The following is a 22,872-nucleotide window of genomic DNA, read 5'->3' as shown; positions in this document are numbered from 1 at the left end:
TCTCCTATTAGCTCAGCCAGAAGATAAGAAGGGTGCTAAAAGCAGATGGAAGAAGTTTTTCGCGCTTAATCCCAAAGTCTTATCAAACGCTTTTTTGGAAATATTAGTCTAGTGGTACTGCTCAACCTGCTGGTGAAGCCGGGCTGGGTTATCCTCGAAAACATCGTGCAGGACCGCCTGGGGCACGCAGCATTTGGGCTGTTCACGGCCCTTTCGGCCCTGGCCGTAGTGGTGGCTACTATTTCCGATCTGGGCCTTACCCATTACAGCATCAAGCGCCTAGCAGGCGAGTCCACTTTTCTTCAGACGCACTTTCCCGCCATCTTATCTCTGCGAAGCCTGCTGACCGCCCTAGCCCTTGGGCTCCTGCTGGTGGGGGGCTGGGTTATTGGGTACCGGGGTGCCGAACTGGGGCTGCTAGCGGCCGTGGGTGGCGGACTACTACTTACCCAGTACGGGCAGTTTCTGCGCGGCACCCTGCAAGCTCACCAACACTTCAACACCGATGCGGTGCTATCGGTGTTCGAGAAGTTTCTGCTGGTAGGGTTAGTATTAGGGTTACTGCCCCTGGGCCTTTCGCTAGAGCGCTACGTGGGCGTGCGGTTGCTGGCTACGGTGTTTGCGGTGGTCCTCTCGTACGGGCTGATGCGACGCTTTTTTGGTTCTGTGCGGTTGCAGTGGCAAGGCAGCTCGGCGTGGCAAATGCTGCGCGCGGCAGCTCCGTTTGCTGTTATTACTCTGCTCTACGGGGTGAATGAGCGCGTGGACATGATTATGCTCGAGCGCCTGGCCTCACCCACGGAAGCAGGCTACTACGCCGGCGCCTACCGCTGGGTAGACGCCGTAATGATGTATATCTGGACGGTGCTACCCTTGTTTTTCGCCCGCTTCTCGGCGGCCATAGACCAGCCGCAGGAGCAGCAGAAACTACTTTGGTTTGGGCAGCGCATCGTCACGGTACCCATGTTGTTTATTGGGGCCTTTGTGCTGTTTCGGGGCGAGGTGCTGTTTTGGCAGTTTCAGCATAGCTCATCCCATGAAATAGCCCGCATGACGTGGTGCTTGAAGATTCTGTTCATCAATGTGTTGGTTCATTCCTTCTTTGCGCTCTACGCTACCTTACTAAACACCACGGCCGTAGTGAGCACCGTGAGCCGACTAGTAGCTTGTAGTGTGGCTCTCAACATAGGGCTGAACGTAGTACTACTTCCGCGCTTCGGGGCCGTGGCCGCTTCCTGGAACACCCTAATTTGCGCCGCGGTGGTTTCGGTGTGCTATGTAGGGCTGGTGCAGCGCCGCTTGCAGGTGCCGGTGCCGTGGGTTACGCTTGGGCGGCTGGTAGCATTGCTAGGTGTTTTATGCACGGCGTGGTACGCCATGCAGTCCTATCTGCAACTGCCCTGGCTGCTAGAGACTACTGCCGCTGGGGTGCTCTTTGTAGGCTTAGTGTTGGGCTTGGGCGTGGTGCGCCCGGCCGAATTAAAACAGTTGCGCAAACGCCCCACAGAAATATAAAAGCCGATATTTAGCCGCCCGGCTGCTGCTGGCAGTGCTGGGCCCGCTATTACGTCCCTTTCTTTCCGCATGAATTCTCTATTGACGCAGCTTGATAAAGTAGAGGCGCTGGCTGCGGCCTCCAAATGGCATCGGCTATGGCACGCTCCGGCGAAGTACCTGTACGCCATTGGATTCCGGCGGCTGGTGTATGCCCGTCATAAAAAAGGAGTTGTGAAGCAAGTAGCCACGTTCTTCGGCATTCCCATGCAGGTAGTACTCCCCGCGGGTACCGATATTTACCTCACCGGCGGTAAGTCGCACAGCTCCGAAATCCGCCTCGCCCGCTTCCTCATCAATACCCTGCAACCCGGCGACGACTTCCTGGACGTGGGCGGGCACTTTGGCTACTTTTCCCTGCTGGCCTCTCAGTTAGTTGGCGCTTCGGGTAGGGTAGTAGCCTACGAGGCCTCGCGCAGTACCTACGCGGTGCTGGCCGAGAATGTGAAGCGCCTACCCAACATTCGGGCAGTGCACAGCGCCGTGTCCGACCGGCAGGAGTCGATTTCGTTTTACGAGTTCCCGGTGCTCTACAATGAGTTCAACTCCATGGACGTCACTCAGTTTGCGGGAGAGAAGTGGTTTGAAGAGTTTAAGCCCACCCGCATTGATGTGCCCGCCGTGCGGGTTGACGATATTCTCGCCGACTCAGGGCTTGCCCCGCACGTAATTAAGATTGACGTGGAAGGAGCTGAGTTGAAAGTGATTGGGGGAGCCGCCGCTAGCTTGCGCCGCCTCGCTCCGTACGTAGTGATGGAGTATCTGGAGCCGAAGCGCCACAACACGGAGCATCAGAAAGCCGTGACCCTGCTGCGGGAACTGGGCTACCATGCCCACACGCTGCAAGAAAATGGCACGCTTCAGCCCTGTGCCGATCTGGATGCGTATCTGATTCAGCACGGCCACGACTCTGACAATTTCGTTTTCGTAAAACAGTAGGCTGCCTCTACGGTATGCCAACTTCTAGTTCGGACCCTATTGCCCTAACACCGCCTTGGAAATAGCCGTCAACGTCCGTTTTCTGCTGCCCGGCGACAAGCTGGAAGGAATTGGGCGTTTCACTTACGAAACGCTCCGCTACCTAGTGCAGCAGCATCCGGAGCACACGTTTCATTTCCTCTTTGACCGAGCCTTTGATGAGCGCTACTTGCTGGGCCCCAATGTGGTGCCTCACGTGCTGGCGCCGCCGGCCCGCCATCCTTTGTTATGGCTCGCGTGGTTTGAAGGGGCCGTCGCCCGGTGGCTGCGCCGCCACCGCCCCACCGTATTTCTGAGTCCCGATGGGTTCACGACGCTGCGCACTAGTGTACCCCGCGTAACGGTCCTCCACGATTTAGCCTTCGAGCACTTTCCGCAGGACGTGGACCGCCTAGTGCTGCGCTACTACCAGTACTTCACGCCCCGCTTCGCCACTGCTTCCCGGCGAATAGTGGCCGTTTCGGAAGCTACTCGACAGGATATTATCCATACCTACGGAGTAGCCGCCGATAAGATAAGTGTTGTGTATAATGCCGTGGGTACGCACTTCCAGCCTCAGCCTGCGGAGGTGCAGCAGAAAACGCGCGACCGGTTTAGCGCTGGCAAGCCGTACTTTCTCTTCGTGGGTGCCCTGCAGCCGCGCAAGAACCTCGTGAACCTGCTGCGAGCCTTCGACCAGTTTAAAGCGGCTACCGGCGCTACCGCAAAACTATTGGTTGTGGGCCGTACCGCTTGGAAGGCGGGTCCTATCTTCGATGTGTACCAGCACATGCGCCACCGCCACGACGTGCACCTGACGGGCCGCGTGACGGACGCCGAACTGGTAGACCTGTATGCCGCGGCTTTAGCCACCTGCTACGTGCCGTACTTCGAGGGCTTTGGCATTCCTATTATTGAAGCCCAAGCCTGCGCGTCACCCGTCATCACATCCAACTGCAGCTCCATGCCCGAAGTAGCCGGTGATGGCGCCCGGCTGGTAGACCCCTTTTCGGTAGATTCTATTGCCACTGGCCTCGGCGAGGTCTATGCCTCAGATGCCTACCGGGCCGAGCTAGTGGAGCGGGGGCTGCGCAACGTGCAGCGCTTCTCGTGGGCTGACAGTGCCCGGCGCCTGTGGCAGGAAATTGAAGCAAGTGTGGGCTAAGCCGTAGCTTGCAGCACTCAATGGGCTCGGGTTGCTGGACCAGGCGCAGTAGCCCAACGGGTACCTTTCACGTGGCACAACGTACTCTCATGCATCTACACCGAATGCCAGGCCTGGTTCAGCGGCTGTTTCCGGACTGCTGCTGGAAGATGCCCGCTACCACTCCACCAACCCTGTACCTCACCTTCGATGATGGCCCCATCCCCGAAGAGACGCCCTTTGTTGTGGAGCAGTTGGCCCAATACAATGCTAAAGGCACGTTCTTTTGCGTGGGCGACAACTTGCGCCGCCATCCGGAGGTGGCGGGCTTGGTTGTGGCGCAGGGGCACCGCCTAGCCAACCATACCTTCCATCACCTTAGTGGTTGGAGTACCTCGCACGCCCATTACCTGCAGGATGTGGCCCAGTGCCAGGAGTTGCTAGATGCTCTGCAGCCGGAGGCCCGTCCTCTATTGCGCCCGCCCTACGGCCGCATCACCCGGCCCTTAGCGCGTGAGCTGCACCGCACTCACCAAATTATCATGTGGGATATGCTCACCTGCGACTATGACCAGCAGTTTGCCCCGGAGGAGTGCTTGGCTACCGCTATCCGATTGTCGCGGCCGGGCTCCATTGTAGTGTTTCATGACAGCCTGAAGGCCAGCCGCAACCTGCGCTATGTGCTGCCGCGCTACTTAGCACATTTTGCCGAGTTGGGTTACGGCTTCGCCTCATTATAAAGGAATATGGTAGGCCTGTTGTGGGTGTACTTCCTGGGATGGTTTGGGCTGCTAGCTGTTGCCGTATGGCTTTTTGCCCGCCAGCCAGGTAGCCAGCCAGCCCTCGTGCCGCAGCCCTTGCCGCGGGTCAGCATTCTAATTGCGGCTCGCAACGAAGCCACTGCCATTGCGCGCTGCCTCCGTGCTATCCGGGCCTTACAATACCCCCCAGAGCTAGTCGAAGTTCTCCTTGGCGATGATGGCTCTACCGATAATACCGCCGCCGTGGCCCAGGCAGCTATGGCCGGCTACGGCGGTTCTTTCCGGGTAGTACCCATCACGGTGGTGCTAGGAGGCGCCCAGGGAAAAGCCAATGTACTAGCCCACCTTGCCCGGGCAGCTACCACTGCGTACTTTTTTATCACCGATGCCGATATTGCCGTGCCAGCTACGTGGCTGCAGGGGCTGCTAGCCCACGCCCAGCCGGGGGTAGGTATCGTCACGGGGCTAACGCTGGTGCGCGGGCCTCGCCTGTTCCACCGGCTACAGGGGCTCGATTGGTTGCTGGCGTTGGGCCTAGTGCAAATAGTGACGGACTTGGGACGGCCCGTAACGGCCATGGGCAACAACATGCTGGTGACGCGCGCGGCCTACCAAGCTACGGGCGGCTACGAGGCCTTGCCGTTCTCCGTAACTGAAGATTTCGAGCTATTCAAGGCTGTACTTCTGAGGGGCTACTCATCGCGCAACCTGTTCCGTCCCGAAATCTTAGCGGAGTCGGAGCCCATGTATACCTGGGGTGGGCTCCTGCACCAGCGGCGGCGGTGGATGCGGGGAGTAGAGCAGTTACCTGGATGGCTCCAGGCATGCCTGGCGCTCTACGGGTCGTTTTACGTAGTACTGGCGGTGCTGGCCGTGGTTGTTTCTGTTCCAGTAGCGCTAGGAGTTTGGGGCCTGCACCTAGTAGTGCAGGGCGCACTGGCTGCCTTATGTTTCCGGCGTGTAGGGCAGCGTCCTCCGCTAGAACTGCTTCCTCTCTTTACAGCTTATACCATTGCCCTGACGGCTGGTCTGGTAATTTTTCGGCTGCTTCCCTTGCGTTTTCATTGGAAGGGGAGAAGTTACCGCTAAAATGTCGTTGTTTTTTATCAGCCGCAGCTCCGGCGGAAAGGGTGCCGATTAGCTTGCTGCTCTAGGAATGCGTGTGTAGTAAGTGTTCAGCAATGCCCAAAGCCAGCCGTGCAGGGCTGCTACTAAGGGTTTTTGACTGGCTTTTGCTCGCGTAGGCCGATACCTTTGACTACGCTGGACCTAGTTGCTACCTCCTGCTGAAGGCGTAAGCTAGTTACTTATTCCGCTACGTTCCCTGTTCTTTTCCTGGCCCACATTTCATTTATTCGCGTTTTTCGCCGTTCTATGTCCTACTTTCCACCTTGCTCCCGGGCCGTACTATTAGCGGCCCTGTTCTGTGCTACTAGTCCCGTGGTGCAGGCCCAAACAAAATCAACCAGCACTAAAACTACTGCTGCCACCATGGCCAGCGCAACCAGCAACCGCCAGCAGCGGCTGCTCGCTAACGAAGCTAAAATAGATGGGCTGCTGAAAAAGCTGACGGTAGAGGAAAAGATTGCCATGATTCACGCTAACTCAGCCTTTGCGGCGGGCGGAATCAAGCGCCTTGGCATCCCGGAGCTGATGACGTCGGATGGACCCCACGGTGTGCGCGCCGAGCAGGGCCGCGACTGGAAGGGGGTAAAGAACGCCAACGATGCGGGCACTTATCTGCCCACTGGCAATACCCTGGCTTCTACCTGGAACCCCGCGCTCGGTTACGCATTCGGCTCGGTGCTGGGTAGTGAAGCCGCCTTCCGGGGCAAAGACATAATTCTGGGCCCAGGCATCAACATTATCCGCACACCCCTAAACGGGCGCAATTTCGAGTACCTGAGCGAAGACCCCTTCCTCATTTCCAAAATGGTAGTAGGCTACATCAAGGGCGTGCAAGACCAGGGTGTGTCGGCCTGCGTGAAGCACTTCGCCGCCAACAACCAGGAAGCGCACCGCAACGACATTGACGTGGACATGAGCGAGCGGGCCCTGCGCGAGCTGTACCTGCCGGGCTTTAAGGCTGCCGTGCAGGAAGCCGGCGTCAACACGCTCATGGGTTCCTATAACAAGTTTCGGGGTACCTATGCCACCGAAAATGCCTACCTGATGAACGACATTCTGAAGGGAGAATGGGGCTTTAAGGGGCTAGTAATGAGTGATTGGGGGTCGGTGCACGATACCCAGAAAGCCATGCGCAACGGTACCGATTTGGAAATGGGAACCGACTTGTCGTTGATGTACGGCAGCGTAGACCAAACCGCCAGCGGGGCCAACTCTACGGCCAGCCTATACGACCGGTTTTTCCTGGGTAATGCCGCTCTGGAAGCTGTGAAAAAGGACAAATCCTTAGAGCCGCTGCTCGACGATAAAGTGCGGCGTATTCTACGCGTGATGTACGCCACCAACATGCTCGATGGGGCCAAGCGCAAGCCCGGCGCCTACAATACCCCCGAGCACCAAGCTACGGCCCTGAAAGTAGCCGAGGAAGGCATTGTACTGCTCAAAAACGAAGGGAATATTCTACCTCTCAAGAAGACTACCAAGACCTTTGCTGTCATTGGGGCCAATGCTACCCGCGAAAACGCCATGGGCGGGGGCAGCTCCCAAATCAAAGCCAAGTACGAAATTACCCCGTTGCAGGGCCTGCAAAAAGCATTAGGCTCCTCAGCCAAAATCACGTATGCCCCGGGCTATACCATTGCCCGCGACCAAAAGGCCGATCCGCAGCTGATTGCGCAAGCCGTAGCTGCCGCCAAGGCCGCCGACGTCGCCATCATTGTGGGTGGCTCAACCCACGGCTACGACTACAGCAAGTGGAGCGACAATGCCTACGATGCGGAGGGCTTCGACAAGCCCGACATGAAAATGCCCTTTGGACAGGATGAGTTGATTAAAGCGGTACTGCAAGCCAACCCCAACACGGTAGTGGTACTGATTGGCGGCGGTCCCATTGATATGTCGGCGTGGATTGGGCAAACCAAGGGCGTGGTGGAAGCCTGGTACCCCGGGATGGAAGGAGGCAATGCCATTGCCCACGTGCTGTTTGGTGATGTAAATCCTTCGGGCAAGCTCCCCATGACCTTCCCTGTGAAGCTAGAAGACTCGCCGGCTCATAAGCTGGGCGAGTACCCCAGCACCCCTGGCAACGAGCTGAAGCAAACCTATAAGGAAGACATTTTTGTAGGCTACCGCTACTTCGACACCTATAAGGTAGCACCCCAGTTCGCCTTTGGGCACGGCCTGAGCTACACCACCTTCGACTACAGCAAGCTAGCTGTGAAGCCCGGCAAGCAGAGCGCTACTGTGACACTGAGCGTGCGTAACACCGGCAAAACGGCCGGCGCCGAGGTAGTGCAGCTTTACGTGCAGGATGAGCAAGCCAGCGTGAAACGCCCCGAGAAGGAGTTGAAGGCTTTTGAGAAGGTATTTTTGAAGCCCGGTGAATCTAAGTCGGTAACTCTAAGCCTGCCTGCTGATGCTTTCCGCTACTACGATGAGGCCAAGAAGCAGTGGGTACTAGAGCCCGGCAAGTTTAAGCTGCTAGTAGGAAGCTCTTCGCGGGATATTCGCCAGACGGGAGTAGTCAGCCTGTAAACGACACCTACGCACGGGTACTACAGGGTTGCTGAAGCGCCCCTCTTTCTAGAGTAATCTGCTGTTATGCAAGCCCCTAGTGCCCCACGGCGCTAGGGGCTTGTTGCTTGTAGAAGCCTGTGGGCGTATAGGTGGCCGCCGGGTAGCTAATGCACTAGAAGCAAGTAGCCCACAAGTTCAGCGCATGGGGTACCTTCGTGCCATGCAACTCTCTGATTCGCACGCCCACGTTTATTCCGAGCAATTCAAGCCCGACCGAGACGACATGCTGCTCCGCGCCTTTGAGGCCGGGGTGCGCACTATCTTCATGCCCAACATTGACCACACCAGCATTGACGCTATGCTGGAAGTGGAAGCCAACTATCCAACCCAGTGTTTTGCCCAAATGGGCCTGCACCCCTGCCACGTCACCCGTCAGTTTGAAAAGGAGCTGTACGAAGTAGAAACCTGGCTAAACCGTCGCCCCTTTGCGGCAGTAGGGGAGTGCGGCATTGATTTATACTGGGACAAAACGCACTTGGCTGAGCAGCAAGAGGCCCTGCGCATTCAAGTAGGCCTAGCCAAAAAGCACAACTTGCCTTTGGTGCTGCACACCCGCGAGGCCTTCCGCGAAGCCGCCGATATTATTACGGCTGCTCAGGATGGCTCTCTGCGCGGAGTATTTCACTGCTTTTCCGGTACGCGCGCAGAAGCCGAAGAAGTTATCCACTTGGGATTCAAGCTGGGCATTGGGGGCGTAGCCACTTTCAAAAACGGCGGCCTCGATAAAGTGCTGCCCGGTTTGGATCTGGAGCACCTGCTGCTAGAAACCGACTGCCCTTACTTGGCGCCGGTGCCTCACCGGGGCAAGCGGAACGAGCCAGCCTACCTACCCCTAGTGGCGCGCCGGGTGGCCGAAATCCTAGGCAAAGACGTGGAGGAAGTAGCCGAGGCCACCACGCGCAACACCTTGGCGTTGTTTGGGGAGGCGCCTACACGCTAACCCCGTACGTAGCCGTATTGTGCTAAGGAGTAGGTGGGGCCGCGCGAGTTCAGGCTGGCCCCACCTGCTACTCAGTGGGAGTAGGAAGGCAATTGGGTAAGGGTTGCCTGCAACGGTCAGTCTGCAATCCTGTGAGGAGGTAAATCATCTTGGGATGTGCGCTTGACAGAGGAGTTGGGTTTATCTTGCCGCCCACCTACGGTACAACCCTCTTCTTTCGCTACTCAAACTACCCACCCCTTGCCTACGCCACCTGCTCCCAATGCCAAGTCGTCCGTTCTCATAATTTATACTGGTGGTACGGCCGGTATGGCCTACAACAAGCGGGGCGAACTGATACCCATGAACTTCGAGCAGATTCGGAAACGAATGCCCGAACTGCGGCAGCTGAACATGGAGGTAGAGGTAGTAAGCCTGGGGCCGCCCATTGACTCTAGCAACATCACTGTGGCCGACTGGCTGGCGCTGGCTGCCTACATTCAGGAGAGCTACACCCGCTACGATGGGTTTGTGGTGCTTCATGGTACCGATACTATGGCCTACTCAGCAGCGGCCATGAGCTTTCTACTCGAAAACTTAAGTAAAACGGTGGTATTTACGGGCGCCCAAGTACCCGTAGGCCGTATTCGCACGGATGCTCGCCGCAACATCGTAACGGCAATGGAGCTGGCTGCCGCCCGTCACCCCGTGGCTGGTACGGTGCGCGTGCCCGAGGTGTGTATTTTCTTTAACGACCTGCTCATCCGGGGCAATCGGGCCAAGAAAGTGGAAAGCCAGCAGTACGATGCCTTCCGCAGTGAAAACTATCCGCCGCTGGCCCGTGCTGGCATTGAACTGATCTTCAATGACGAGCAGATTCGGTTGCTGCCCGCTGCTCCGCTTCGGGTTCATACTCACCTCGATGATGGGGTAAGCGTACTGCGCCTCTTTCCTGGCATCACGGAGCGAATGGTACGCGCCCAACTAGAGGTAGACGACCTCCGTGGATGCGTGCTGGAAACCTACGGTTCGGGCAATGCCCCTACGGCCCCGTGGTTTCTACAGTGCTTGCGCGACGCCACCCAGCGCGGGGTGCATCTACTCAATGTTAGCCAATGCGAGGAGGGCCGCGTGATGCAAGGACGCTACGAAACCAGCGCCCACCTCTCGGAGATAGGCGTGCTGGGCGGTGATGATATTACAGTGGAAGCGGCCGTAGCGAAACTCATGTTTGTGCTGGGGCTCAATCAGAACCATACCGTAACCCGCCGCCTGCTCACTCAGGACCTACGCGGCGAAATCACGCTAATCTAACCTAAACCACCGTCGGGGCTTGCGTATCCCGAAAATCGGGTGTTATTTTGCGCCACTTCCCCGCATCTTAGAGAGGTGTCCGAGTGGTCGAAGGAGCACGCCTGGAAAGTGTGTATGGGTCTCAAGCTCATCGAGGGTTCGAATCCCTTCCTCTCTGCACTAAACCCTGTTTCTACTTATAGAGACAGGGTTTAGCTTTTTTCGCGGGGTAGAGCCAAGAGCTATATCTGGCCTGTGTTGTGAGCATTGCAAGCTTTTTTCGGCTTTACCTATGCCATAGGTTGGTTGCTAACCTAGCTGCTAATTAAGCCACGAAGGCACAACTTCCGTTTAAGGCCTAGTATGAAACGACCCCACGTAATCTGCCATATGATGTCCTCGGTGGACGGAAAGATTCTGTCTGCTAACTGGAAGGACGAAGAGCTAACCGAAACCTTTTCCGGTTACTTCGAGAAGTACCATGAAACCTTTACTGCGCAGGCCTGGATATGCGGGCGCGTAACAATGGAGCGCGACTTTTCCGGCGGTGTGCAGCCCGATTTGCAGCCTGCCCCACACCCTATCGCCCGGAAGCCTTTCATTGGGGACGCCCACGCAACTTCCTTTGCCATAGCAGTAGACGCGCACGGTCGGCTCGGCTGGGACGCTAGCACCACCGGCGGCGACCATATCGTGGAGGTGCTGACGGAGCAGGTAAGCGACGAATACCTCTACTACTTGCAGCGTCAGCACATTTCTTACTTGTTCGCTGGCCGTACCGAGGTAGATTTCACTTTGGCCCTAGAGCAGTTGGCTACGCTGTTTCCTATTCAGACGCTGATGCTGGAAGGCGGCGGCCACTTAAACGGCTCCCTACTCAATGCCGGGCTGATTGACGAATTGAGCTTATTGTTGCTACCTATTGCCGACGGTACGCCCCAGTCGCCGACTACGTTTGAAGTGAGCGACTACCTCCGTAAGGGACCCGCCACGCGCTTGTACCTAGCCGAGGTGCAACAGCTCGATAACGACGTGGTATGGTTGAAGTACCGCTTCAAAGCTGTCTAAAAGTATTGCTTGCTACCCCGCCGTCAGGCTGAAGCCTACCCAAAGGATAGCACTTACCCAAGCTACACCAGAGCGTTACGTCGGGGCGCGGAATTGCTTTAAGCGCGGTTCCGCGCCCTAGTGTTGCCAGATCAGAGCGTGGGCTCACATTCCCTTGCAGGGTCAAAATCGAGGTAAGCACCGGTATGACCAGTAGCAAGCGCAAAAAGGGGCGGGAGGAAAGGGGGCCAACAGAAGCGTTGCAGGGCTGATGACCGGTATATGGTTACGCCATACAGCTCTTGCTCACGTTTTACGGAACAGACTAAGAGCTGCGAAAGTATAATCCAGCGGCTGGTAGAGCACGGAGCTATGGACGTTAGTTTGTGCTGGTTATGGCTAAATAACGAATCCTGCTTGTGCGTGCAGCGTGTGCCGGACGGTTTAGGTAAAATTAGTTACCAAGAACTATCCGCTGCTGAAGTGCTGGCTGACTAGGGCGCTGCACCGTAAGTTGATACACACCTGGAGGCAGGCTTTGCAGAGATAGAGTAGTGTTGCGCCCGTCGAATGGCTTCTGCCGCACTACTTGCCCCAACAGGTTACGCACCTCCACACGGGCGCCGGATGCTGCCATCGGAAGCTGCACTTGCAGTACCTGACCGGGCGCAACCGGATTCGGCCAAGCCAGCACCGTAGCTGTTTCGGTGGGTGTTATGCTGGTCAGGACGCTAGGTTGAAAAAGAGTGACTGAAGCTGTAGTACCTGCTAGGGTCTGAACCTGAACCGGTCCGGCAGTAGCGCCCTGTGGAACCGTTGCTCTCAACTGGGTAGCCGACTGCACCGCGAAACGGGCCGCCGGGCTGCCGTTGAACAGTACCTGCGTAACTCCCACAAATCCGGTACCGCTTACGGTTACCTCTTGCCCTGGGGCTCCGCTGCTGGGCACCAGCGCGGCAATGCTGGCTAGCGTAGGTAAGTTATCTGTTAAGGAGGCTACAAACCAGTTTGACGTGGTGGTAGAGCCTATAAGAGTGGTGCTGCCCAGTGGCAAGGTAGTAGAAAAACGACCCGCTACCCGCGCCTCCCCCGTCTGACTAAAGCCCATCCGCACAAAATCGTCCGGGTTGAGACCACCGGAGGCGGTGCCCCAGCGGAGCGTACCTTGCGACGTGTAGCTGAGCAACAGGGCATCGTAATGCCCGGCGCTGCTGAAGCTTAGTCCGGGGGCAGGTGTTACTTGGTCCATAAACCAGCCTAGTAGATACACATTGCCAAATGCGTCGAGAGCGGCTTGCTGGGCAATGTCATAGTTGCGGCCCCCCACGGTACGCGTCCACAGCGGGGCGCCTTGGCTGTTAAGCTTAATAAGCGCCTGATCAGAAGAGCCTGCCGAGGATAGGACCGTTGTGCCAACCCCGGCTTGGTCTGAAAAGCTCAGAGGCAGATACAGGCTTCCTTGCGCGTCCACAGCGCCAAGCCGCACTTCATCGTTGCCGGGGCCTCCTAGCTGCTGCACCCACTGCCGATTACCTAGCTCATCGTATTTTACTACGTAGGCATCTATGCCGCCGCGGCTGGGATAGGAAATATTAGCAAATAGAGGAGCTTGCTGCACGCTGCAACTCATATATACCTCTCCCGCAGGCCCAAGCGCCAAGTAAGAAGGGTAGCTCTGATTCGCCATAGTCGAACCGTCTACCCGAGCCCACTGCACGGTGCCGCTCCTGTTGTACTTCACCACAAAGTGAGCGTACGCCGACCCAGGGGCTGGGCTGATGCTACTCCCACCGAAGGACACGCTGCCCCATCCTACCGTGCCGGTAATGTAAATGTTGCCGGCCGCGTCCACTTCCACATCGTGGCCAGTGGCGGAGTCTCCGATGTTGGGGCCAACGCTCTGCTGGGCCCACTGCGCCACCCCTTGCGGATCGTATTTGGCTAGGTAGGTAGCCTGCCGGGGGGTAGTAAGACTGATACCACCCAAGGCCAACTGACCCGAGAAAGCGCCAGTTACATATACATTGCCATCCGCATCGAGGGCTACCCCGTTGGCCGCATCAAAGCCCGCGGCAGAGCCTAGCTGACGGGCCCAGGCTACCGCACCCGTTGAGGTAAACTTGACTAGGAAACCGTCCGAATCGTTGAAAGCCGAAGTAGACAGCTGTAAAGTAGGGCTGAGAGTTAGAGTGCTATAAAAAGAGCCTACTACGTATGAGTTGCCTAGCTTGTCCACTACCATATCGTAAGGCCAAGCGGTACCGGTGCCAGTAGCCTGTTGCGCCCAGCCCCAGGTAGGAGCAACTGGGCTCTGTGCCTGAACGCTTGAGGAAGAGTAGCATACCATCAGGGCCAGTGTAAGCCACTGCACAACACGAGTAGAAATCTGCATAGAAAATAATGAAGCTGCGTAAATATATAATTATTAGGCAGGTGTTGTGTTATGTAAAGGCGCATTCAGCAGTAAAGCTATTCTGGACATAATCATGACCAACCTGCTCCGCCAGCCGGCACTTTGAAGGCTATAGACTAAGGATAAAGCATCAGAAATACTGCCAGCATAGAACCAGTATAGAAATCAGATGCGGAAGATAGATGAAGGTAGCCTCACTAAAGAAAAAAGAGTGCACTAGGCCCACCTTATGCACTCAAGTAACTAGCAGCGCCAGTTATGAAAAGTGCATGGGGTAGCGTTAAAAAAAGCTACGGTCCTAGGGCATCTACTCAAGAGTAGGTGCCCTAGGACCGTGTGTATACGTGTTGGCCGAATGCATACTACGCGGTGCCTAGTATGCACTCGTGCAGCCCCGCATTACTCGATTACTAAGCGAGTGTACTCCCGCTTTTGCCCGTCGCTTACAGATAGTAGGTACGTGCCAGGAGCTACGGAAGCGGGTAGTTGTAGCAACACAGCAGAGGTAGGCTGCCCAGCAAACTGCTTTGCAAAAGCCACTTGTCCCGTTAGGCTCGTGATGCTTACCCGCACGGCTCGTCCGGTGAATGCGGCCATGTTTACCGATAGAGCTTCGCCTTTAGCAATAGGATTTGGGAATACGCTCAGTTCCTGGCGGCCAGTTAGGCGTGGCGAGACAACGGCCACGGAACTATGGTGGGAAGTGCCATCTACGTCTACCTGACGCAGGCGGTAGTACGTGACTTGTTCAATAAGCTGCGGATCGTTCCACGTGTATAGCCGGGTACTAGTGCTGGTGCCAGCCGCCGCAACGTTTGCCACTGAGGTAAACGTTCTGCCATCAGTGGAGCGCTGAACTTCGAAAAAAGCACTGCCTACTTCCATGGCGGTAGTCCAGCCTAGAGAAACGAGGTTCTCCTTGTTCTCAGCGGTAAATTTGACCAGCTCTACGGGCAGCGGGCTAACGGCCCGTCGCTCGTTGGCACCAATGTTACCTGCCGTACCTGCCGTTGGGGTGGGTAAGTTATACAGGTCGTGGGCGCCTAATGACATGTCAAATAAGGTTTGCAAATCCAGCCCGGCCCCGATGAGGGGGGAGTTGGCTTGCAATTGGTAGGGCATCCAGGCGCTCATTGACTTACCCAGAGTCATGGGGTTGGTGCCACCGCTACCAGGCGCGTTCAGGAGCGGGTCTACTTCCAAGCCGCTGTTGGTAGTGCCAACCCTTTCGGCGCCAGTAGCGTTACGCCATGCATTAAGGCTGTAGTGTGTAGCGCCGCCCTGCTTCCACGAGGCGTTGGCTCCGGTGTTCCAATAGCAATTGCCTTGAAATAACACGCTGCTTCGGCCATAATCGAGCAGGAATGGTACGCCCCCAGTGGTCTGGAAAATATTGTTGCGAACAGCCGTGGAGTGCATGTGCGGACTGGCAAGGTAAACTGCTTGCGGAACGTAGCCACTGGCGGTTGGCGTAACGTAAATGGTGTTGTTGTGCACGTTAGCTCGGTTAATGCCGCCGCTAGCCCCCGACGACCATAGCAGAATGGCTCCCCCATAACGCCGGGCATCGTTCTCACTGACGTTGTAACGGATAGCTACATCCTGCAGCGTAACAGGCGCCCCATCAAACTGAGCCAGCATGAAGCCAGGGCCGTCGTTGTCGTGCGAGTAGTTGTACTGCAATACAGAGTTTGTGCACCCACCGTCCAAATCAAACCCGCCACCGTCCAGCGTGCCTGAATGGTTGTGGTGCGACTCGGAATACTCTACGACTAAGTTGTTGCAGCTATAGGCCCACATACCCGCCGGACCGGTGTATATGTGCGAGCTTAGCCGGCCGTTGTTGTAGGTTTCGCAGTGGGTAACAAGCCCTTTATCAATATTCGCTAGTACAATGCCGCTACCCGTGTTTCGGTCCGTGATGTCAGTTCTGCCGGAGTTGTTATACGATTTGCAATTGGCTACATACCAGTTACGGTTAGCGTGGAGCGTTGCCCCATAAGAGAAGATTCCCGTGTCGCCGTTGTCGTGCACAAGCGTATTGGTAATGCGTACGTCATCATAGCCGTAGGCCTCACCCCAGAAATCAACACTGGTGTTGTGGCTGCCGATGGTGATGCCGTACTGCTGATAGCCGCTAACATCCAGGCTGTCAAGTGTAATATGACTGAACTGAGGGCTGCTAGCATTGCCAGCGTCGCGGTAGAATAGAACACCATTTTCCGCGTTAACGGTCCGGCCAGCGCCTACAAACGTTAGTCGTCGTAGCTCTATACCATCGGTATTGTAGGCTATAAAGCCAGGCTCCACACCACTGTTTATAATAGCAGATGTGGGGCCATAGGAGCTAAAGATGATTGGCAGTGTAGCAGTGCCGCTGCCCTGCGGTTTAAGCGTACCTGCAAAGGTTTGCGTGGCCTCGAACAATATCTTGTCCCCAGGGCGAAATACCACGCTGTTAACGTGGTCAATGCTTCGCCACGCAGTAGCTGGTGCAGTACCCAGATTCGCATCGTTGCCGGTTGGGCTAACATAGTATGTTGTGGCTCTGGCAGCGTGAGACAACCCTATGAGCAGTAGTAGCGAAGAAAAGAGTAAGTGCTTATTCATAGTACTGTTTCAAGAATCATTCGGCTAAATTATAATATTAAATGATAAATTTTATAAAAATTGTATAACAAAATTAGATCAGTCACTATGACCGGTTTTTGCACTTAAGCCTAACAGCTGAATACTCAGCTCTCATCTGTGCCTATTTGTTCATCGCACCAGGCTGTAGGCCTTGCTTTGACGCTATATGCTGTCTACAGCGCAAATCAGGCGCAAGCGAGTATAGTGGTGCGGGCAAAAAGTATAGTGAGTTACCAAGCGTCTAACAAGCAAAACAGCGTTACTAGACATGAATAGTATATATGACTTTTTGTATTTATGTAACTAATTGCTAGTCAAGAAGAGACTTACATGAGTCATTAAGCTCAAATCAGCCCGGTGACAGCCATAATTTTGCTTCTCATTCTGACAGCAGGATAACTATAGGTACCTCGGTACAGTAACTTGGCTCATATACCCAGCTAGTGCACTTCTGTTGTGCAAGTGCCCTCAACGCCAACGGCGGTACCAGCTACCTGATTACAAGTAGCTGGTACCGCCGTTGGCGTTGAGGAAGAAACGTGAATTACTACTTGGCGGCTTGCTGATCGAGAAACAGGTAGCGCGCACGGTTGACTTCCGGCTCCGATCGGGTGGTTACGTCGATGTGCATGAGCGGGCCACTGTTGGTAGCGGAAGCAGCGGGCCAAGTAGGTAAGCCCTTGCCGTTAGGGTTTCCGGTTTTGATGAAATTGGCAAAGTAAGTTTGCATAGTTTGCGACACCTTATAGTCATCAGGAGTCCAAGCAAAAACCTTATTGCCAGGTAAATTGCCTAAGGCATATTCTATTTCGGCTGAGTGTACGGCGCCGCGGGCGGGCGGGGCTTTCGGAGCCGTGGTAGCTTGCTTTACTACGCCACCAGCCAAGCCCGTGGTAGCATTTCCCATTTCGGGCACCATTGCTGGCCGGGGCCGGGCGTAGATATAGCGATACACGGGTTGAGCGCTGGTTTGCGTGTGCGCATCGGCCCACTTCCAAGTGCTATAGGCAATAAACCGGTCGCCGGCCAAGTCGGTCGCCGATTGCTCGGCTTGCGCGGGCGTGGTAGCGGGGTATAGCTTGAGTATTTCCTCGGCCCGGCTACCGTAGAGTTTTTGTACGGCGTTACGGAAGCTTTCGGGAGTAGGCGCTTCGGCGCCTAGCAGCGCCTGGTACCCCATCTCCTGCGAATTCCAGCCCACCAGCAATGGCACGCGCGCCTGCTGACCAGCGGCAAAGGTAGCCGTGGGCATCTGGGTGAAAAAGTAATTATCGAGGGTAGGGGCGAAGCGAGGTACTCCTGGTTTGCCAGCCGCCTCCAGCAACTGTTGGGCCGGTAAGGCCCGCAAAGCGGCTAGGGAGGTAACCCCAAGGCTCTTAGCAAAAGCTACCCCAGCTTGCTCGCCATCGGTGAGGGGCACTGGTCCGAAGCCAGTGTTGAGCATGGAGCCACTTTCCCCAATAGCCTGTGCAAATAGTCCTTTGGATAGGGGGGAAGCCATTTGGGCACTCACCGACATAGATCCCGCCGACTCTCCCGCAATAGTGACTTGCTGCGGGTCGCCGCCGAAAGCGGCAATGTTTTGTTGTACCCAGCGCAGGGCGGCGCTCTGGTCTAGGAAACCGTAGTTGCCAGCGGCGTGGTTGGGCGACTCCTTGGTAAGCTCTGGATGAGCCATGAATCCGAAAACCCCGAGGCGGTAGTTGACAGTTACGGCCACAATGCCGCGGCGGGCCATGCTCTCCCCATCGTAGCGCGGCTCCGAGCCGTCGCCGGCAATAAAGCCGCCACCGTAGAAGTAAACGAGTACCGGTAGTCGCTCTTGGCTGGTTTTGGCGGGTGTCCACACGTTTAGATACAAGCAATCTTCGCTAACTCCATTGGAGCGAAAGTTCATGTCGCCAAACACGGGGAGCTGCATGGCCCGGGGGCCAAACTGCTTAGCCTGCCGCACTCCGGTCCAGTTCTTTGCCGGCTGAGGGGCTTGCCAGCGCAACTCACCTACGGGCGGAGTGGCGAAGGGCACACCCTTAAACGAGCGGATGCCAGTAGCGGTGGTAGTGCCCTCCAGCAGGCCATTCGTGGTTTTTACCTGGTTGCTGGACATCTTGACAGCGGTAGTAACCTTTGAGGTTTGGGCAAGCGCGGCCGGTAGGGTGGGCGTTGCAAGCAGGGAAAGACAGAGAAGCAATTTCATAGCGGGAGGGTGGAGGGGAAAAACTGGTTGGAGAAAGGGAGTAGCAGCGGGTAGCGGAGCTTACGTAGAGCGTCAAAAAGGATGCTGCCCCGCTCAAAGACGGACAGCGAGTTACCGAGTACTCGTGGCTTTTCCAACCAGTTTTTCGGGTCGGAGTTCAATCAGGGTAGCGAATCGTCTGTCCTAGGCTGGGTTTCGTACCTAGGTGCAGCGAGTTCCATATGAACCTGGTTTAATACTTTCGTGGCATGAACGCACTTTTGAAGGAATGGAGCCGCTGGGCTAGCCTTGTTGCCCTGGCAGGCGTAAGCGCCTGTTCTTCCTCCGACCCCACACCCACTGCCAACCTTCCCGAGCATCTCACCCTAGGTAATCCCAGCGGGGCCATCACCGATAGCAAACAACCCACTAATTACCTGCTCAGCAAGCGCCAGTACGCTCTTAGCTACCACCGCGACCAAGGCAAGCCCAACTGGGTAAGCTGGCACTTGGACGCCAGTTGGCGCGGCTCTGCCACCCGCCAAGACAACTTCACGCCCGACCCCTCCCTCCCCGCAGGGTGGTACCAAGTACAGGCCAGCAGCTACACCGGCTCGGGGTTCGACCGGGGCCATAACTGCCCCTCCGCCGACCGTACCAAGACGGCAGCCGACAACTCGGCTACCTTCTTAATGACTAATATGATGCCCCAGGCGCCGCGCAACAACCAGCAAACCTGGGCCAACCTGGAGGACTATACCCGCACCTTCCTTAGCAAAGGCCAAGAAGTATATGTCATCTGCGGAAGCTACGGCAAGGGCGGAACTGGCTCCAACGGCTTCAAAACCACCATCGACCAGGGCCGCGTGACCGTGCCGGCCCGGTGCTGGAAAGTAGTTGTCATTCTGCCGGTTGGTGACAACGACGCTTCGCGCGTAACCACCAGCACCCGCGTCATTGCCGTTGATACGCCCAACGACACCTCCCTGGGTACCAACTGGGGCCAGTACCGAACCACCGTGGATGCTATTGAAGCGGCTACCGGCTACGATGTGCTATCGGCCGTGCCAGCCGCAGTGCAGCAGGTACTGGAGAGCCGCATCGACGAAGGACCAGTATCATAAGGTGCTGGCCTTACCCTTCAGCTTACCTAGGTTTAGCAAAGAATAGCCGCCGCCAGCCGCTAGGTTTGCCAGAAATAGAGCGCCGTTGGGTGTTCCTATTTCTTGCTACCTTCGGTGCAATGCGTCTCCTATCTACTGCCTACTCTGTGCTGTTGGTACGCGCCATCTGGGTGCTGGGCGGGCTGCTGGCCGTGGGTAGCTGTTCCCGTTCGCCGGAGCCGCCCACCTATACCATCGGCTTCTCGCAGTGCACCAATGGCGACGCCTGGCGGCAGGCCATGCTGGCTGGCATGAAGAAAGAGCTGAGCTTCTACCCCGAGGTCAAGTTTCAGATCAAGGATGCGAAGTACAACAGTGCCTTGCAGGAGCAGCAAATCAAGGAGTTTCTTCGCGAAGGGATTGACCTGCTGATTGTTTCGGCCAACGAAACGGAGCCCATAACTCCCATTGTGGAAGAGGTGTACAACCGGGGCATTCCGGTGGTTATCCTCGACCGGCGAATCACTTCCAAGCTGTATACGGCCTACGTGGGCGGCAACAACGAGGAAGTGGGGCAGATAGCGGGCAACTACGTAGCTAGCTTGCTGGGACGACGGGGGCAGGTTCTGGAAGTGCTGGGCGCGCCGGGCACCTCTCCTGCCGTCGACCGGCACCGGGGCTTTGCGCAAACCCTGGCTACTTACCCCGGCATTCAGCTCACGGCCCAGGTGAACAGCAATTGGGAGCGTCCTTCGGTGCTCGAGCGGCTGCCGGCTGTCCTGCGTGCCCACCCGGAGGTAGACCTCATCTTTGCCCATAACGACCGGTTGGCGCTGGGTGCCTACCAAGTATGCAAGCAGCTACAGCTAGATCAGCGCATTCGTATAGTAGGAGTAGATGGGCTACCGGGAGCACACGGGGGAATTCAACTGGTGCAAGATGACATCCTGAAGGCTACACTGCTCTACTCGCCGGGTGGGGAGGAAGCCATTCGGACGGCCATGCGCGTCTTGCGCCAGCAGCCCTACGACAAGGAGAATATCCTGGGTACGATGGTTATTGATTCTACCAACGTGCTGACGATGAAGCTGCAAACCGAGAAGCTCACCAGCCAGCAGCAGGATATTCAGCGCCAGCAGCGCCTCTTGCAGCAGCAGCGCGATACCTACGCCAGCCAGCAAACCGTGCTGTACGTGTTAGCGGCAGCCCTGGTGGGGTCGGCCCTCCTGGGCTTGCTGGTGTGGCGAGCCTTCCGGGCCAACCGCCGCATCAACCAGCAGCTTGGGCAGCAAAATGAAGAAATACGCTCTCAACGCAATCAGTTACAAGAGTTTGCAGAGCGCGCTAAGGTAGAAACCGAAGCCAAGCTGCGCTTCTTCACCAACTTCTCCCACGAGCTGCGTACTCCGCTTACGCTTATTCTAGGGCCGGTAGAAGAAATGCTAACCAGCGGCCCCGAGCTACCCGCCGCCCAACGCCACGACCTAAGCCTTGTGCGGCGCAACGCCCAGCGCCTGCTGCAACTGGTCAACCAACTCATGGATTTCCGCAAGATTGATGTGGGTAAGATGCCGGTGCGTGCCACGGAAGGCAATTTGGTGGCTTTCGTGCGGGAAATCATGGATGTGTTCGAGAAGCCTGCCCGTCAGCGTGGCATTACCCTACGCTTTCTGCCGGCCGAGCCAGTTATTCCGCTCTGGTTTGATGTGAACGTGCTGGATAAAGTGTTCTTCAACCTGCTCAGCAACGCCCTGAAGTTCACGCCCGAGCGCGGACAGATAACGGTAAGCATCCAGCGAGTACCGGCCGAAGGCAACGTGCGCGTGAGCGTGGAAGACACGGGCCGCGGCATATCAGAGCAAGACCGCGCCCACATCTTCGAGTGGTTTTACCAAGGCCAGCAGTCCACGGCCAAGGGCTCGGGCATGGGTCTCGCTCTCGCCCTGGGGCTCACGCGCCTACACTTAGGCCAACTCAGCTTTACCAGCCGGCCGGGGCAGGGAAGTACGTTTGTGGTGACGTTGCCGCTGGTGCTACCGGCGGCCATGAAATCGGTGGTGGCGCCTACCCTGGCTACCCCCATCTTTGCCCTCGATGAGGGCCTGGCCATGTCGTCGGCCGTGGCTGCCCCATTGCCCCAGGTGGTGAGCAGCGCAAGTAGTGAAGCCCTGGTGCTGGTGATTGAGGACAACCCCGACGTCAATGCCTTCCTGGCCCAGAAGCTCCAGCCTCATTTTCAACTTACAACTGCCTTCGACGGAGCAACGGGCCTGCGCCTGGCCGCCGAAACCATTCCTGACGTGATTGTGTGCGACGTGATGCTGCCCGAGCTAAGCGGCTTGGAAGTGGTAGCCCAGCTCAAGGGCGACTGGCGCACTTCCCACATTCCGGTAATCTTGCTCACGGCCCGCAACGCCCCCGAGCAGCAGGTAGAAGGCGTGCAGGCTGGTGCCGACTTGTACCTGACCAAACCCTTTAACCCCGCTTTTCTGCTGGAAAGCGTGCGCACCTTGCTCAGCAACCGCGAGAAGCAGCGCGAGCATTTCCGCCGGGAACTATCGGTAGATACGGCTACGGTAGCGCCCCAGCGGGTAGACCAAAAATTCCTGGCCGACCTCACGGCTATTGTGGAAGCCAACCTGACCCGTTCGGACTTGAGCGTGGAGGACGTGGCCCGTAGCATGGGCATTTCGCGGGTGCAGCTCTACCGCAAGGTGAAGGCCGTACTGGGCACCGGCGTTACCGACTTTATCCAGGGTATCCGCCTCACGAAAGCCCGCCAGCTTCTGCTCGACGACGACCTGACGATTGCAGAGGTGGCCTACCAGTTAGGCTTCTCCTCGCCCTCGTATTTCTCTACCTCTTTCAAAGCCCGCTACCAAGTGTCGCCCTCCGAGTTCCGGGCCATGCACACCACGGCGGGGTAGGCGCTCAGTACGTTGCGCGGCCTTGGCGCCAGCTTCGGGTTTCCTGTGCAGCGGGGCCGAAGCTGGCGCTTTCGTTTTGGTGCCAATTGCGGGTTGAAAAGATGTATCAATTTTTGAAATCAAGTATCAAAAGTGATACTATATGCCTAAATACAAGTTGTGATTTAAGTATAAATAATTGTGTGTGAGTGATTTGTAATTGATGAACGTGGTTGAGCAAATTGTGAAAGAGTTTGAGTGAATCG

14 protein-coding genes and 1 tRNA gene are annotated in these 22,872 nt (G+C 56.7%); 12 read left to right on the top strand and 3 right to left on the bottom strand.

The annotated features are described in order from the left end of the window. The first annotated feature begins 111 nt into the window (after positions 1–111). The 10 genes from CHB83_RS03595 (at position 112) to CHB83_RS03550 (ending at position 11,398) form a co-directional block, all read left to right on the top strand. Positions 112–1,515 carry an oligosaccharide flippase family protein gene (locus CHB83_RS03595; RefSeq protein ID WP_089331677.1) on the top strand — a complete coding sequence of 468 codons (1,404 nt, stop codon included), beginning with the start codon at positions 112–114 and terminating at the stop codon, positions 1,513–1,515. Positions 1,516–1,584: 69 nt separating this feature from the next. Next, complete coding sequence (locus CHB83_RS03590) at positions 1,585–2,493, top strand: FkbM family methyltransferase (protein WP_089331676.1); 909 nt, start codon at positions 1,585–1,587, stop codon at positions 2,491–2,493. 55 nt (positions 2,494–2,548) lie between these two features. Next, positions 2,549–3,676 carry a glycosyltransferase family 4 protein gene (locus CHB83_RS03585; RefSeq protein ID WP_055562447.1) on the top strand — a complete coding sequence of 376 codons (1,128 nt, stop codon included), beginning with the start codon at positions 2,549–2,551 and terminating at the stop codon, positions 3,674–3,676. 149 nt (positions 3,677–3,825) lie between these two features. Beyond that, entirely contained in the window at positions 3,826–4,395 is a 570-nt protein-coding gene (locus tag CHB83_RS03580) for a polysaccharide deacetylase family protein (protein WP_245855266.1), read from the top strand. A gap of 6 nt (positions 4,396–4,401) precedes the next feature. Then, positions 4,402–5,505: a glycosyltransferase gene (locus tag CHB83_RS03575; protein WP_052694890.1), complete on the top strand. Its 1,104-nt coding sequence runs from the start codon at positions 4,402–4,404 to the stop codon at positions 5,503–5,505. A 285-nt stretch (positions 5,506–5,790) separates the two neighbouring features. Continuing rightward, positions 5,791–8,076 carry a glycoside hydrolase family 3 C-terminal domain-containing protein gene (locus CHB83_RS03570; RefSeq protein WP_089331674.1) on the top strand — a complete coding sequence of 762 codons (2,286 nt, stop codon included), beginning with the start codon at positions 5,791–5,793 and terminating at the stop codon, positions 8,074–8,076. A gap of 202 nt (positions 8,077–8,278) precedes the next feature. Continuing rightward, on the top strand, positions 8,279–9,058 hold the full coding sequence (locus tag CHB83_RS03565; protein ID WP_089331759.1) for a TatD family hydrolase: 780 nt from the start codon (positions 8,279–8,281) through the stop codon (positions 9,056–9,058). Between the two features lie 240 nt (positions 9,059–9,298). Then, on the top strand, positions 9,299–10,351 hold the full coding sequence (locus CHB83_RS03560; protein ID WP_245855265.1) for an asparaginase: 1,053 nt from the start codon (positions 9,299–9,301) through the stop codon (positions 10,349–10,351). Between the two features lie 69 nt (positions 10,352–10,420). Continuing rightward, a tRNA-Ser gene (locus CHB83_RS03555) sits at positions 10,421–10,508 on the top strand. A 185-nt stretch (positions 10,509–10,693) separates the two neighbouring features. Beyond that, positions 10,694–11,398 carry a dihydrofolate reductase family protein gene (locus CHB83_RS03550; protein ID WP_089331673.1) on the top strand — a complete coding sequence of 235 codons (705 nt, stop codon included), beginning with the start codon at positions 10,694–10,696 and terminating at the stop codon, positions 11,396–11,398. Between the two features lie 433 nt (positions 11,399–11,831). Here CHB83_RS03550 and CHB83_RS03545 read toward each other — a convergent pair whose 3' ends face one another. The 3 genes from CHB83_RS03545 to CHB83_RS03535 all read right to left on the bottom strand — a co-directional run bounded on the left by CHB83_RS03545 (position 11,832) and on the right by CHB83_RS03535 (position 18,618). After that, on the bottom strand, positions 11,832–13,769 hold the full coding sequence (locus CHB83_RS03545) for an SBBP repeat-containing protein (protein ID WP_089331672.1): 1,938 nt from the start codon (positions 13,767–13,769) through the stop codon (positions 11,832–11,834). A gap of 420 nt (positions 13,770–14,189) precedes the next feature. Further along, positions 14,190–16,400 carry a right-handed parallel beta-helix repeat-containing protein gene (locus tag CHB83_RS03540; RefSeq protein WP_089331671.1) on the bottom strand — a complete coding sequence of 737 codons (2,211 nt, stop codon included), beginning with the start codon at positions 16,398–16,400 and terminating at the stop codon, positions 14,190–14,192. A 568-nt stretch (positions 16,401–16,968) separates the two neighbouring features. Further along, complete coding sequence (locus CHB83_RS03535) at positions 16,969–18,618, bottom strand: carboxylesterase/lipase family protein (protein WP_045686985.1); 1,650 nt, start codon at positions 18,616–18,618, stop codon at positions 16,969–16,971. A gap of 248 nt (positions 18,619–18,866) precedes the next feature. Here CHB83_RS03535 and CHB83_RS03530 point away from each other — a divergent pair, with 248 nt between their 5' ends. Both CHB83_RS03530 and CHB83_RS03525 read left to right on the top strand, forming a co-directional pair. Beyond that, positions 18,867–19,721, top strand: a complete 855-nt coding sequence (locus tag CHB83_RS03530; protein ID WP_089331670.1) for a DNA/RNA non-specific endonuclease — start codon at positions 18,867–18,869, stop codon at positions 19,719–19,721. A 119-nt stretch (positions 19,722–19,840) separates the two neighbouring features. Beyond that, positions 19,841–22,627, top strand: a complete 2,787-nt coding sequence (locus CHB83_RS03525; RefSeq protein WP_089331669.1) for a substrate-binding domain-containing protein — start codon at positions 19,841–19,843, stop codon at positions 22,625–22,627. The last annotated feature ends 245 nt before the right edge of the window (positions 22,628–22,872 follow it).

It is taken from the genome of Hymenobacter mucosus (assembly GCF_900188255.1).
GTDB lineage: Bacteria > Bacteroidota > Bacteroidia > Cytophagales > Hymenobacteraceae > Hymenobacter > Hymenobacter mucosus.
This window is presented reverse-complemented; position numbering and strand designations above follow the sequence as displayed.